The 12,895-nt window shown below is 66.5% G+C and carries 13 protein-coding genes; 5 read left to right on the forward strand and 8 right to left on the reverse strand.

Annotation, left to right across the window (positions count from 1 at the left end; translation table 11 throughout):
- Nucleotides 1-39: 39 nt before the first annotated feature.
- The 6 genes from C8D78_RS03330 to C8D78_RS03355 all read right to left on the reverse strand — a co-directional run bounded on the left by C8D78_RS03330 (nucleotide 40) and on the right by C8D78_RS03355 (nucleotide 5,333).
- Nucleotides 40-372 carry a metal-sulfur cluster assembly factor gene (locus C8D78_RS03330; protein ID WP_018772973.1) on the reverse strand — a complete coding sequence of 111 codons (333 nt, stop codon included), beginning with the start codon at nucleotides 370-372 and terminating at the stop codon, nucleotides 40-42.
- A 13-nt stretch (nucleotides 373-385) separates the two neighbouring features.
- A complete protein-coding gene (gene sufC / locus C8D78_RS03335; protein WP_120950422.1) occupies nucleotides 386-1,183 on the reverse strand; it encodes a Fe-S cluster assembly ATPase SufC in 798 nt (265 codons plus the stop codon).
- A gap of 88 nt (nucleotides 1,184-1,271) precedes the next feature.
- Nucleotides 1,272-1,631 (reverse strand): non-heme iron oxygenase ferredoxin subunit, encoded by a 360-nt coding sequence (locus C8D78_RS03340; RefSeq protein ID WP_026537380.1) that lies wholly within the window; start codon nucleotides 1,629-1,631, stop codon nucleotides 1,272-1,274.
- Nucleotides 1,632-1,666: 35 nt separating this feature from the next.
- A complete protein-coding gene (gene sufD / locus C8D78_RS03345) occupies nucleotides 1,667-2,953 on the reverse strand; it encodes a Fe-S cluster assembly protein SufD (RefSeq protein WP_120950423.1) in 1,287 nt (428 codons plus the stop codon).
- Nucleotides 2,953-4,416, reverse strand: coding sequence for a Fe-S cluster assembly protein SufB (sufB, locus tag C8D78_RS03350; RefSeq protein WP_120950424.1), 1,464 nt, complete (start codon nucleotides 4,414-4,416; stop codon nucleotides 2,953-2,955). Before sufB ends, sufD begins: the two co-directional genes overlap by 1 nt.
- On the reverse strand, nucleotides 4,416-5,333 hold the full coding sequence (locus tag C8D78_RS03355; RefSeq protein WP_425266669.1) for a helix-turn-helix transcriptional regulator: 918 nt from the start codon (nucleotides 5,331-5,333) through the stop codon (nucleotides 4,416-4,418). The genes sufB and C8D78_RS03355 overlap by 1 nt, the downstream gene beginning before the upstream one ends.
- Before the next feature lie 116 nt (nucleotides 5,334-5,449).
- On the opposite strand from C8D78_RS03355, the gene C8D78_RS03360 reads away from it, so the two are divergent.
- From C8D78_RS03360 to C8D78_RS03380, 5 genes are all read left to right on the forward strand, one after another.
- Nucleotides 5,450-6,418 carry an ABC transporter ATP-binding protein gene (locus tag C8D78_RS03360; protein WP_120950685.1) on the forward strand — a complete coding sequence of 323 codons (969 nt, stop codon included), beginning with the start codon at nucleotides 5,450-5,452 and terminating at the stop codon, nucleotides 6,416-6,418.
- Entirely contained in the window at nucleotides 6,415-7,227 is an 813-nt protein-coding gene (locus C8D78_RS03365) for an ABC transporter permease (RefSeq protein WP_244208219.1), read from the forward strand. The genes C8D78_RS03360 and C8D78_RS03365 overlap by 4 nt, the downstream gene beginning before the upstream one ends.
- 7 nt (nucleotides 7,228-7,234) lie before the next feature.
- Complete coding sequence (locus C8D78_RS03370; protein WP_120950426.1) at nucleotides 7,235-8,179, forward strand: COX15/CtaA family protein; 945 nt, start codon at nucleotides 7,235-7,237, stop codon at nucleotides 8,177-8,179.
- A gap of 210 nt (nucleotides 8,180-8,389) precedes the next feature.
- Complete coding sequence (locus tag C8D78_RS03375; RefSeq protein ID WP_244208220.1) at nucleotides 8,390-8,914, forward strand: hypothetical protein; 525 nt, start codon at nucleotides 8,390-8,392, stop codon at nucleotides 8,912-8,914.
- A gap of 339 nt (nucleotides 8,915-9,253) precedes the next feature.
- Nucleotides 9,254-10,357, forward strand: coding sequence for an acyltransferase family protein (locus C8D78_RS03380; protein WP_120950427.1), 1,104 nt, complete (start codon nucleotides 9,254-9,256; stop codon nucleotides 10,355-10,357).
- Here C8D78_RS03380 and C8D78_RS03385 read toward each other — a convergent pair.
- Entirely contained in the window at nucleotides 10,354-11,322 is a 969-nt protein-coding gene (locus tag C8D78_RS03385; RefSeq protein ID WP_120950428.1) for a threonine/serine dehydratase, read from the reverse strand. The genes C8D78_RS03380 and C8D78_RS03385 overlap by 4 nt on opposite strands.
- A gap of 238 nt (nucleotides 11,323-11,560) precedes the next feature.
- On the reverse strand, nucleotides 11,561-12,523 hold the full coding sequence (locus tag C8D78_RS03390; RefSeq protein ID WP_120950429.1) for a heme o synthase: 963 nt from the start codon (nucleotides 12,521-12,523) through the stop codon (nucleotides 11,561-11,563).
- Nucleotides 12,524-12,895: the final 372 nt, after the last annotated feature.

Genomic DNA, 12,895 nt, shown 5'->3' on the forward strand with positions numbered 1-12,895 from the left:
TCGTTCACTGCCCGGGCTGTGCCCGTTGGTGCGTGGGACCTAGATGTTGAAGCCCAGGGCGCGCATCTGATCGCGGCCGTCTTCGGTGATCCGTTCCGGACCCCATGGCGGCATCCATACCCAGTTGAGCCGCCAGTCGTCCACAATCCCGTCCAGCGCCTTGCCGACCTGCTCCTCGATGACATCGGTGAGCGGGCAGGCGGCTGTGGTGAGTGTCATGTCGATCAGCAGGGCGCCGTCGTCGTCTGAGTACTTCAGACCGTAGAGCAGGCCAAGATCAACGATGTTGACCCCGAGTTCCGGGTCGATCACATCCTTGAGTGCCTCTTCGACATCCTCGAGGCCCGTGCGGGCCACATTGAGTTCGGTCATCGTGAAGTCCTAACTAGGCCTGGGCTGCCGCGTCTGCGGCAGCGATGGTGGCCGCCCCTGCGCCGGTGGCGTAGCGGTCGTAGCCTTCTTCTTCGAGGCGGTCCGCGAGCTCCGGGCCGCCCTCTTCCACAACCTGGCCATCAACGAACACGTGCACGAATTCCGGCTTGATGTAGCGCAGGATCCGGGTGTAGTGCGTGATGAGCAGGGTGCCCATGTTGCCCTCGGCGTGGGCGCGGTTAACACCCTCGGAGACAACCTTCAGTGCATCGACGTCGAGGCCCGAGTCCGTCTCGTCGAGGATGGCGAACTTCGGCTTGAAGAGCTCCAGCTGGAGGATCTCCACGCGCTTCTTCTCGCCGCCGGAGAAGCCTTCGTTGACGTTGCGCTGGGTGAAGTCAGCGTCGATGCGCAGCTGCGCCATGGCGGCCTTGACGTCCTTCGTCCACGTGCGCAACTTGGGCGCTTCGCCGTCGATGGCCGTCTTGGCGGTGCGCAGGAAGTTCGTCATGCTCACGCCGGGAACCTCGACGGGGTACTGCATGGCCAGGAACAGCCCGGCGCGGGCCCGCTCGTCGACGCTCATCGCGAGGACGTCTTCGCCGTCGAGCGTAATCGAGCCCGAGGTGACGTTGTAGCGCGGGTGTCCGGCGATGGTGGACGCGAGCGTGGACTTGCCGGAGCCGTTCGGGCCCATGATGGCGTGCGTCTCGCCGGTCCTGATGGTCAGGCTGACGCCCTTCAGGATTTCCTTGGTGCCCTGCTCGGTGTCAATGCTGACGTGCAGGTCCTTGATCTCAAGAGTAGACATGTGCCTTGTTCTCCTCTGCACCGTGCCCTCCGGCACCGTGCGGTTTCTTGTCGATAAGTTTTAGTGTGCGGGCTGCCGGCGGCGGCAGCTAGCTGAAGTTCGGGGCCTCGGCGCCGTTGAGGACATTGGTGAAGTCCACATAGACCTCGTCATCCACGACGGTCACGGCAAAGACGGGAACAGGATCATAGGCCGGCAGCTGAAGCGGCTCGCCGCTGCGGAGGTCGAACTGGGAACCATGGCCCCAGCACTCGATCTTGCAGCCTTCGACCTCTCCCTCGGACAGCGAGATGTCCGCGTGCGAGCACGTGTCTCCGATGGCATGGATCTCCCCCATCGAGTCCTTCACGATCGCGACGGGATAGTCATCGATCAGGATCCGCAGCGCCTGCTTGAGTTGGATCTCACTGGCGTTGCAGACCAGCTCGCCCTTTGGCTGTTCAGTCATTGATGTGTTCCCTGTGTCCTCTGATGCCGTGCTGTCTAGTGGTTCGTTGCCGCGAGTTCGCGCTCGACAGCGTCCGTGAGGCGCTCTTCGATGGCCGGAACCTTGATCTGCTGGATGATCTCGTTCAGGAAGCCACGGACCACCAGGCGGCGGGCCACCTCTTCCGGGATGCCGCGGGCCATCAGGTAGAACAGGTGCTGGTCGTCAAACCGTCCGGTGGCGCTGGCGTGGCCGGCGCCGGCGATCAGGCCGGTCTCGATCTCCAGGTTCGGCACGGAATCAGCGCGCGCGCCGTCGGTCAGGACCAGGTTGCGGTTGGCCTCGTACGTGTCGGTGCCTTCGGCCTCCTTGCGGATCAGGACGTCACCTACCCACACGGTGTGCGCGTTGCGGCCCTGGAGGGCACCCTTGTACAGCACGTTGGACTTGCAGTTGGCGACGGCGTGGTCCACGAACAGGCGCTGCTCGAGGTGCTGGCCGGCGTCGGCGAAGTACAGGCCGAACAGTTCCACTTCAGCGCCGGGGGCGGTGAAGCGTGCCGACGGCGTGACGCGGACAAGGTCGCCGCCGAGGCTGACGACGATGTGCTTGAACTTGGCGTCGCGGCCGAGCTTGGCCTGCTGGGAGGACGCGTGCACGGCGTCATCGTTCCATTCCTGGAGCGAGATGACGGTGAGCTGGGCGCCGTCCTCCACGAGGATCTCGATGTTTTCCGAGACGACGGCGGTGCCCTGGTGGTCCAGGACGACGACGGACTTGGAGAACTTCTCCGCGATGATCACGACGTGCTGCGCGGAGGCCTCGGTGCCCTGGCCGGTCAGCAGGACGCTGACCTCGCCGTCGGCCTGGACCTCGGCGGGAACCGTGATCACGGTGGCCTCGGTGAAGTTCTCCCAGGCGTTGGCGGACACGCGGTCCTCGGGGATGGCGGCGGAGCCGATCCGGCGGTCGTCACGGCCGACGGTCTCGACAGTGACGCTGTCCGGAGCGGTGACGCTCACGGTCGGTGCGGCACCGTTGAGGACCTCGGTGTGCAGGCCGCGGAGGCGCTTGAGCGGGGTGAATCGCCAGTCCTCTTCCATGCCGGTCAGCGGCTTGAAGTCCGCCAGCTTGTAGGAGGTGAGGCGGCCGGCGCGGGAGCTGTCCGGAATGCCGACGCCGCCGCCGTGCGAGTGGCGCTTGACGGCCTCGCCGGCCAGCGGCGACTTGGACGCCGCGGCGTTCAGCGGTGACAGGCTTTCGCCTTCCTCGGTGAAACCGTTGATGAACGGCTGGGCTGACGGCGCGCCGATGCGGGCCTTTTCAGTAGTGATGTCAGTCATTAACCGACCGATCCTTCCATCTGCAGTTCAATCAGGCGGTTCAGCTCGAGGGCGTATTCCATCGGCAGTTCGCGGGCAATGGGCTCGATGAAGCCGCGGACGATCATCGCCATGGCCTCGTCTTCGCGCATGCCGCGGGACATCAGGTAGAACAGCTGTTCTTCGCTGACGCGCGAGACCGTGGCCTCGTGGCCCATGGTGACGTCGTCCTCGCGGATGTCGATGTACGGGTAGGTGTCCGAGCGGCTGATGGTGTCCACCAGGAGGGCGTCACAGCGGACCGTGTTGGCCGAGTGCTTGGCGCCTTCGCGGACCTGGACCAGGCCGCGGTAGGCCGCGCGGCCGCCGCCGCGTGCCACGGACTTGGAGACGATCGAGCTCTTGGTGTTGGGCGCGATGTGGACCATCTTGGAGCCCGTGTCCTGGTGCTGGCCTTCGCCAGCGAACGCGATGGACAGGGTCTCGCCCTTGGCGCCTTCACCGACGAGGTAGACGGCCGGGTACTTCATGGTGACCTTGGAACCGATGTTGCCGTCGATCCACTCCATGGTGGCGCCTTCTTCGCAGATGGCGCGCTTGGTGACCAGGTTGTACACGTTCGTGGACCAGTTCTGGATGGTCGTGTAGCGAACGCGGGCGCCCTTCTTCACGATAATTTCCACGACGGCGGAGTGCAGCGAATCCGAGGTGTAGATCGGCGCCGTGCAGCCTTCGATGTAGTGGACGTAGGAGTCCTCGTCGGCGATGATCAGCGTGCGCTCGAACTGGCCCATGTTTTCCGTGTTGATGCGGAAGTAGGCCTGCAGCGGGATGTCCACGTGGACGCCCTTGGGCACGTACACGAAGGACCCGCCGGACCAGACGGCCGTGTTCAGCGAAGCGAACTTGTTGTCGCCCACCGGGATGATGGTGCCGAAGTACTCCTGGAAGATCTCCGGGTGCTCGCGCAGCGCCGTGTCCGTGTCCAGGAAGATGACACCCTGCTGTTCCAGGTCCTCGCGGATCTGGTGGTAGACCACCTCGGACTCATACTGGGCCGCGACGCCGGAGACCAGGCGACTGCGCTCGGCTTCCGGGATACCCAGCTTCTCGTACGTGTTACGGATGTCCTCGGGAAGGTCTTCCCACGTGGCGGCCTGCTTCTCGGTGGAGCGCACAAAGTACTTGATGTTGTCGAAGTCAATGCCGGAGAGGTCCGCACCCCAGGTGGGCATGGGCTTGCGGTCGAAGTACTTCAGCCCCTTGAGGCGGAGGTCCAGCATCCATTCCGGCTCGCTCTTCTTGGCCGAAATGTCGCGGACAACGTCCTCGTCGATGCCGCGGCGGGCGTTGGCCCCGACGTCGTTCTTGTCGGCCCAGCCGTACTCGTAGGTGCCGATTCCGTGGAGCTCGGGATTCTTCTCGAGAATCTCCGAAATCACAGTAGAGTCAGCAACCTTCTTCTCTGATAGTTGGTCCGTCATCACGGCCTTTCTTGCAGATGGTTGGATACTTCGTCCGGGTTGCCCGGGGCTGCGGGACGGGAAGTCCCGACGGCGGCCGGACGGCCCGTAGGTATGTGGGTGGTGCAGACGTGCCCGCCGCGCGCGAGGGTGGACAGCCGGCGCACGTCGACGCCCACCAGCCGGGAGAAGACTTCCGTCTCCACATCGCAGAACACGGGGAACTGGGCGGCCAGGTGCTGGATGGGGCAGTGCCCCTGGCAGAGCTGGACGCTGGACAGGGCGGCCGGAAGCGGCGCCTTGGCTTCGATCGACTGGGCCGAGGCGACGAAACCGTCGCGACTCAGGGCCTCGGACAGGATCTGCGCCCGGGCCGCGATGTCCGGTCCGGCCTGCTCGATCTCGGGTGCGTAGCGGCGTTCCATGTCGGCGAACCGCTCGACGGCGAACTGCCGGACCGCCTCGGGGCCGGCTGCCTCGCCCAGGCGGCGCAAGGCTACAGTGGCGATATCGAGGTAGTCGTTGCCCAGGCTCGACTGTCCCTGGGAGCTGAGGACGTAGCGGCGGGCGGGGCGTCCCGCGCCGGCACCGGCCCGGGCAGCCCGCTTGACCTCAATCACTCCGGTGCGCGAGAGGTGGTCGAGGTGGCGGCGCACGGCAGCCGGGGTGAAGCCCAGGAGGTCGCCGAGTTCGGCGGCGCTGATGGGTCCGTGCTCCAGAACGGCGTTGAGGACGCGGTCGCGCGTTCGTTCCTCGGCGTCGTGGGGGTGGCTGGCGCCGGCCGCGGGACCTGCGTCCGGCACGACGGTCACGTGCGCCCGGGCCGACCCAACGCGCGCGGGACCGCGGCCAGGGTTGCGGCCCGGTACGGCAGCGGGCGCGGCGGCTCCAGACACGGCTGCTCCAGACGCAGCTGTTCCAGAAGCAAGGGGGCTCATGGAATACACAACACAATCATGTCGTAATTTACTCCACCGATCCAGTAAGGCATGACTTGCCTCCCGGCACGGGCCATCCCGAGGGAACCCCGTACTACATCACGTAGAATGCTGTGGTGCGATCTCCCGAATCCCCCGTTCTGACCATCAACGGGCTCGTCAAGGATGTTGGTCCACTGCCCACCCTCGACGGCAAGATGCTGCGTGTGGTCAGCGGACTGTCCCTCATTGCCGAACGCGGCCAGGTCACCGCGCTGCTGGGCGCCAATGGTGCCGGCAAGACCACCACCATCGAATGCGCCCAGGGCCTGCAGAGGCGGACCGCCGGCAGCATTAGCCTGTTGGGCCAGGATCCGGACACCGCCGGAGCCGGGCTCCGGGCGCGCGTCGGGGTCATGCTGCAGGACGGCGGCCTGCCGCCGTCGGCCCGCCCCATTCCGCTGCTGCGGCACATCGCCGGCATGTACCAGGACCCGTGGCCGGTGGATGAGCTCATTGCTCGCCTGGGCATCGACTCCTTCAGCCGGACGTCCGTACGGCGCCTGTCGGGCGGCCAAAAGCAGCGCCTGGCCCTGGCCGCCGCACTGGTGGGCAACCCGGAGGTACTTTTCCTCGACGAGCCGAGCGCCGGACTGGACCCGCAGTCCCGCCAGATGGTCTTCGACCTCATTGCCGAGCTGCGCAACAGCGGGATGGGAATCATCCTGACCACCCACCTCATGGACGACGCCCAGCGCCTGGCGGACTACGTGTACATCATCGACGCCGGCCGCAACGTGGCCGAGGGCACCGTCGCGCAGCTCCTGCGCCACGAGCTTCCCGCCGGTGACGACGGGCAGCACATCCGCACCCTGCTCTTCGAGACCGAACCCGGACTGGACTTCACCGGAGTGCTTCCCGACGGCGTCGACATCACCGAGGCGCGGGCCGGCAGCTACGCCGCCACCGGCGCCCTCACCCCCGCCGACCTCGCCGCGATCACCGCGTGGTGGGCTGCTCGGGGAATCATGCCCAGCTCGCTGAGCCTGGAGGCACGCAGCCTCGAGGACGTCTTCCTGGACATCTCCGGAAGGGAGATCCGATGACCCGCGTTTCCGGCAGCGCACCCCTGGGGAGCGCACCTCTGGGGAGCCCGGCGCGAACCGCGGGCGGCCGCGCGCCCGCTCCGTTGCTGCGCCGCATCCTGCTTCAGGGCCAGTACGAAACCATCACGATGCTCCGCAACGGCGAGCAGCTGATCCTCGCGATCGTGCTTCCGCTGCTGGCCATGGTCGGCCTGACCGTGACACCGCTGCTGGACGGACTCGGTCCAAGCCGCATCAACGTCGCCGTTCCCGGCATCCTGGCCCTGTGCGCCATGTCCACCGCCTTCACCGGCCAGGGCATCGCCACCGGCTTCGACCGCCGGTACGGCGTCCTGCGCTTCCTGTCCACCACTCCCCTGGGCCGCACCGGACTCATCGCGGGAAAGGTGCTGGCCGTCCTGGCCGTATTGTTCCTGCAGGTCCTGGTCGTGACAGCCGTGGCGCTGATGCTGGGCTGGCAACCCAACGCCGCAGGCTGGCTGCCCGGCCTGGCAATACTGGTCCTGGGCGCGGCGTCCTTCACTGCCCTGGGGCTGTTGGTCGCCGGAACGGTCCGGCCGGAAGCGACGCTGGCCATCACCAACCTGCTCTGGATCCTGCTCGGCGCGCTGGGCGGGATTGTCATCCCGGCCGAACGGCTCCCTGCACTCTCACAGGCTGTGGTGCATTTCCTTCCCTCCGGCGCGCTGGGGCAGGCGCTGCGGGATGCTTTCCTGTACGGCAGCGTCAACGCTGGCGCCGTCCTTGTCCTGCTGCTCTGGACGGCGATCGCCGGCGGCGCAGCAATCCGTTGGTTCAAGTGGAATTGAGAAAACTGTGAGCACGGCGTCACGCACTCCCCGGATCATCTCCGGCTTCACCTCCCGGCTGCCCGTCGAGGTCGACAACAGGATCAGGCGACTGGCCGTGTTGTCCCTCATCGGCCAGATTGTCCTGGTGGTGACCGGCGGCGCCGTCCGGCTGACCGCGTCGGGCCTTGGCTGCCCGACCTGGCCGCGCTGCACGGAGGGGTCCCTCGCGACCACACCGGAAATGGGGTTCCACGGCATCATCGAATTCGGCAACCGGCTCCTGACCTTCGCCCTGGCCGCCGTCGCCGTGATGATGCTCGTCTACCTGTGGAACCTCCGCAAGGAACGCCGCGACCTCTTCCTGCTGGCTCTCGGCCTGCTCGCCAGCATCCCGGCCCAGGCCGTGATCGGCGGCATCACGGTGCTGACGCAGCTGAACCCGTGGGTCGTGGGCCTGCACTTCCTCGTCTCCATGGCCCTCGTGGTCCTCGCGACCCTCCTGGTGAACCGCGCCTACGGCCGCACCGGCAAGGCCCGGACCGTGCAGCTTCCGGCCCTTCCGGGCGCCGCACGGCCCGTGATGACCGCCGTCGCATTCTTCGCCGCCCTGGCCGTCTGCCTGGGCGTGGTGGTGACCGGGGCCGGCCCGCACGCCGGTGACGCCAACGCCCCGCGGAACAACCTCGACTGGGACCTGTTCGCGCACATCCACGCCATGCCCGCCTATCTGGTGACCGCAGGCGCCCTGTTCGGCGTGTTCCTCGTGGTCCGGGGCCGGATCCAGGGGCCGTTCCGCTCCGCGGTGTTCATGCTGCTGGGCGTCACGGTGCTGCAGGCCGTCATCGGTTTCACGCAGTATTACAACGGCATCCCGGCCCTGCTGGTCGGCGCGCACATGCTGGCGGCGGCACTGCTGATGAGCGCGGCTACCAACGCCGCTGACCTGGCCCGCTCCAGCCCGGTGCAGTAGGCAACCACCGCCGCTCTCCGCCATCAAGCAACGCGGGGTCACTTACGGCCCGTCCGGCACCTCCGGGCCGGCCGTAAGTGACCCCGCGTTGTTTTGGTATGGCTCCGGCGGGATTGTCAGGAGCACTATGAGATGGCATGGATTTGGACCGTCGCGGTTGTGAGCCTGAGTGCGTTCACTCCTGCGATGCTTACCGGAAGGCCTTTTCACATGAATGCGATGGAACCCGCCGCGCCTCCCGCGGCCTCTGCCCGCCACCGCGCGGCGAGTCTCAAAGAGCGCGTCTACATCATTTTTACGAGCCTGGCCGTGGTGTTGGCGCTTCGAAGCCATGCGGACGAGACGTCGCCCGCGGCCGCCGCGGCAACGCTCAGCATCGTGGTGATCGGCTCCTTGCTGGGGATCTTCGTGGCCGACCTCCTGAGTCACCTGACGGTTCATTCGAAACTCCCCACCGGCGAAGAACTGCATCGTATGATCGCGATCAGCGCCGAAGGCCTCGGCGTCCTGGTCACCCCCTTGCTCCTCCTCGCGGCCGCCGGCTTGGGGCTGTTGTCGACGGCTGCAGCCCTCGCATGGGCGATCGTGGTGCTCGTGGCCTCGCTCGCCATCGTGGGGTTCCTCGCGATCCGGCGCCTGGAGATCCCGCTCCATCACAAAGCCGCCATCATGTTCGCGGAGGTCGTGTTGAGCCTCCTGGTGATCGGGCTGGAACTGCTGGCCCACAACCTTTGAGCACGGCCCGGCGACCCCGCCTGCACGGGCGGGAAGGTCCGCCCGGAGGGCCGGAGTCAGGTTTCGCTCAGCCGCGTCTGGAATACTTGGTCATGGCGCAGGACTGGCGCCGCATTCGCGTTCATTCAGATCCACTTGCAGATCCAAGAGAAGAGGAACGGCTCGCCGTGCCCCGATTCAGCAGGAATCGTCGGCCGGCCTGACAGAGGTAGCGGAGGCCACATGGCGTTACTAGTTGGTGAAAGCACCACAACAGCAGCACCAAACACGACAGCCCACGAGACTGCGGCGCAGCAAACGAAAGCGCAGCAAACGAAAGCGCGGCCGCGGCTGGATGGCTTGGACGTTCTCCGCGGTGCTGCCGTCGGCGCCGTCCTGCTGGGACATTCGTGGCCGGGCATATTCCAGGGCGCAGGCATCATCGGCGTGATTGTGTTCTTCGTGTTGAGCGGTTACCTGATCACCAACGTGCTGCTCCGGGACATCGAACGGCACCGGCAACTGCGGTACGGCCGTTTCTACGCGCACCGGGCCTTCCGGCTGGTGCCGGCACTGATCTCGCTCCTGGGGGTCTACGCCGTCGTGGAACTTGCCACGGACGTCCTCGGCGACCGATCCAAGGGAATCGTCGGCTACACCGTCCTCGCCGGTCTCGGCTACCTCAAGGACCTGCCGCTGCCCTTTGACGTCAGCATGGCCATCGGACCGCTCTGGACCCTGGCAGTGGAAGAACAGTTCTATCTGATCTGGCCCACGCTGCTGGAGCTCGCCCTGCGCCGCAACCGCCAGGGGCGGCTGATTGGCTGGTCCGCCGCCGTCGCCGTGTCCCTCATGAGCGCGAGCGTGCTGGCGATGCTAATCCTGGCCCCGCAGCTTCACGCCCTGGTCTACGCGCTGCCGACCACATGGGGGCTGGGACTGATCATCGGTTCCGCCCTGCGCCTCTACAGGGTGCGGGTTTTCGGCTGGTTCTCCGACCCCCAGTTCAGGTGGGCGGCGCTGCTCGGCTCGGTGGCTGTCCTGGCCGCGCTGGCCTACTTCCCCAAAGCCAACGAGACGCCGGCCTTCTTCTTTATCGGGGGCCCGCTGGCCATGTTTGCGTCAGCGGCCCTGGTAGCACTGGCCGCCTCCCGGACCGCCGTGATGCCGCGATGGACCCGGCCCCTCCAGCTGCTGGGAACCGTGTCCTACGCCGCTTACCTCTGGAACTACGTCGTCATCCTCTGGCTCAACGGAGGTTCGACGGCAGACCTTCCGCCGCTCGTGGCGGTCTCGGCCATCCTGTTGACCCTGCTGATCGCGGTCATCAGCTGGCACACGGTCGAAAGGCTGGGTCGCATCGCGCGCGCCCGCTTCGACAAGCGCTACCCGGACGTCCGCCCGCCTGCCGGCAAGGCCGGTACCGGGCCCGAGCCGGCCTCCGCGGAAATAGCCGCGGGCTAGGCACCTCCGCGGGCGTCGCCGCCGACGTCGGGCTGGATCTCCAGCGTGCACGGATCGGTGTTGGCTCCACAGACGATGACCGCCACGCGTTCGCCATCGCCGGGCACGTAGGCCCCGGAGGCAAGCGCGGCGAATGCGGCCGCGGCGCCGTATTCGGCGGGGATACGGTACTCGCTCCACAACTGTGACCGCGCCGCGGAAATCGCTGCATCGTCCACCAGGGCCAAGGCCGGCGGGACACGTGAGGCCATGCCGAATGCAATCTCGCCCAGCCGCCGGGCACCCAGGGAATCCGCGGCAATCCCGGAAACGGCCACGTCCACGGGGTGCCCCGCCTCCAGGGCCGCGTGCAGGGTAGGGATGCTGAAGGGTTCAACCGCGACGACCCGGGCACGGCCCTCCGCCGCCGCGGCAACTCCCGCATACAGTCCGCCGCCGCCAACCGCGACGATGACCGTGTCGATGGCGGGCTCATCCCGAAGAATCTCCTCGGCGACAGTGCCTGCACCGGCCGCGATTTCCAGCTGATCGTAAGCATGGCAGAACAGGGCACCGCTGGTTTCCACATGCTCCATGGCGGCTGCGAACGCCTCGGCGTACTCTGAGCCGACCTGACGGACAGTCGCCCCGTACGCCAGGAGGCGGGCAACCTTCACCTTCGGGGCGTTTTCCGGCACGAACACGGTCGCCGGAACTCCGAGCACCGCCGCGGCATGGGCATTCGCCAGGCCCGCGTTCCCGCCGGACGCCGCCACTACGCCAACCACCGGGTCCAGTTCCCCGCGCTCCCGGGCGGCGAGAAGCCGGTTGAAGGCGCCCCTGGCCTTGAAGACGCCGGTGTGCTGCATGAACTCGCATTTGAACCACACGGGGGCCGCCGCCGTGCCCCCGCGGAGCAAGGGAGTGTGCCGGACATAACCCTCTATCCGTCTTTCCGCGCCGAGCACGTCGCTGCGGTTGATCATTGGCTCTCCCTTGGATTGCGATCGTTATTCCGCCGCGGTCCCAGCTCGGTCGTGGTCACAGTTCAGTTCGTGGTCACAGTTCGTTCGTGGTCCCAGTTCGGACGTTGGTCATGGCTCAGTCCGTAACGATACTGCGCTCAAACTCCGAACGCTCCCTCACCACGGGTGAGGGAGCGTTCCTGGAACATCTTCGACGAACGACCTTCGGTGAAGGACCGGCCGTGAGGGTACGGGGGCGTCAGCCGCCCATGACTGCGGAGCCGACGAACGGGTCCACGGCCAGGGCGATGAAGAGCAGCGTGAGGTAACTGATGGAGCCATGGAAGACCTTCATGGCTCCCTTGTTGGAGACATCGCCGGCCTGGGCGCGCTGGTAGAGAGCGTGCGACTCATACAGGAACCACGCACCGGCCGCGACGGCGGTCACCGTGTAGACCCAGCCCGCGCCGCCCGCCGGGATCATCAGCAGCGAACACGCCACCATGGCCCACGCGTACAGGACCACCTGCACCGAGACCACTTTGGCGCCGGCAATTGCACCCAGCATCGGCACGTTGGCGTTGCGGTAGTCCTCGCCGTAGCGCATCGACAGCGGCCAGTAGTGCGGCGGGGTCCAAAGGAAGATCACCATGAACAGCACGACGGCGGGCCACTGGACGGTGTTGGTCACAGCGGCCCAGGCGATGAGGACGGGGAAGCAGCCGGCCGCTCCGCCCCAGACGATGTTCTGGGCCGTGCGCCGTTTGAGGATCATCGTGTAGATCACCACGTAGAAGACAATGGCGCCGAGTCCCAGCCACGCCGACAGCGGGTTGGCCCCGAACCAGAGGATGGCGATCGCGGCCGCGCCCAGCAGCCAGGAGAAGACGAGGGCTTCGCGGGGGGTCACCTCGCCGGTGACCAGCGGGCGGTTTTCCGTGCGGTGCATGAGCTTGTCGATGTCACGGTCGATGTAACAGTTGAAGGCGCCGGCGGAGCCTGCCGCGAACGCACCGCCCACCAGCGTGGCCAGAATCAGGCCGACCGACGGGAACCCTCGCTGCGCGTAGATCATGGTGGGCAGGGTGCTGACGAGCAGGAGCTCGATGACACGGGGTTTCGTGAGCGCCAGGTAGGCCTTTGCTTTGCGGCCGAAGCCCATTCTTCCCGGGGCCCGGGAGGCGTTCAGCGGCGTATTAGTTGTGCTCACGGTGGCAGTCACTCTGTTCTGTCTGGCTGGGCAGTTCTGTCTGGCTGGGCAGCCCCGGGTGGATTTCGCAACGCTTTTCTTGCTGCGGGACGGGCTTCGTGCTCGGCGCACACCCGTGTCCTTGCCCCAGTCGAAGGCCACCACCCATCATACCGTGACGCTGCCTGCCGCCGGGCCGCCGCCGGGGCCGCATGATTCCGGCGTGTTAACGCGGGCTCACGGGCGCGTTGGCGGGCGGTGATTCATATAAGCGAAATCAGGTCCATTTGGTGAGATATACGCTGACCACCAAGTGGAATGGGACTAGGCTGTCTTTAGATCAGCGCACACGGGAACGCCTACAGGCAATTGCCGAACAGGCCGCTTGCGTCTGCGTCTGAATGA

This window comes from Arthrobacter oryzae (assembly GCF_003634095.1).
GTDB lineage: Bacteria > Actinomycetota > Actinomycetes > Actinomycetales > Micrococcaceae > Arthrobacter > Arthrobacter oryzae.

Coding starts and splice junctions, on each gene's coding strand:
- C8D78_RS03330 (WP_018772973.1), bottom strand. CDS start 372: ATGACCGAACTCAATGTGGCCCGCACGGGCCTCGAGGATGTCGAAGAG.
- sufC (WP_120950422.1), bottom strand. CDS start 1,183: ATGTCTACTCTTGAGATCAAGGACCTGCACGTCAGCATTGACACCGAG.
- C8D78_RS03340 (WP_026537380.1), bottom strand. CDS start 1,631: ATGACTGAACAGCCAAAGGGCGAGCTGGTCTGCAACGCCAGTGAGATC.
- sufD (WP_120950423.1), bottom strand. CDS start 2,953: ATGACTGACATCACTACTGAAAAGGCCCGCATCGGCGCGCCGTCAGCC.
- sufB (WP_120950424.1), bottom strand. CDS start 4,416: ATGACGGACCAACTATCAGAGAAGAAGGTTGCTGACTCTACTGTGATT.
- C8D78_RS03355 (WP_425266669.1), bottom strand. CDS start 5,333: ATGAGCCCCCTTGCTTCTGGAACAGCTGCGTCTGGAGCAGCCGTGTCT.
- C8D78_RS03365 (WP_244208219.1), top strand. CDS start 6,415: ATGACCCGCGTTTCCGGCAGCGCACCCCTGGGGAGCGCACCTCTGGGG.
- C8D78_RS03375 (WP_244208220.1), top strand. CDS start 8,390: ATGAATGCGATGGAACCCGCCGCGCCTCCCGCGGCCTCTGCCCGCCAC.
- C8D78_RS03385 (WP_120950428.1), bottom strand. CDS start 11,322: ATGATCAACCGCAGCGACGTGCTCGGCGCGGAAAGACGGATAGAGGGT.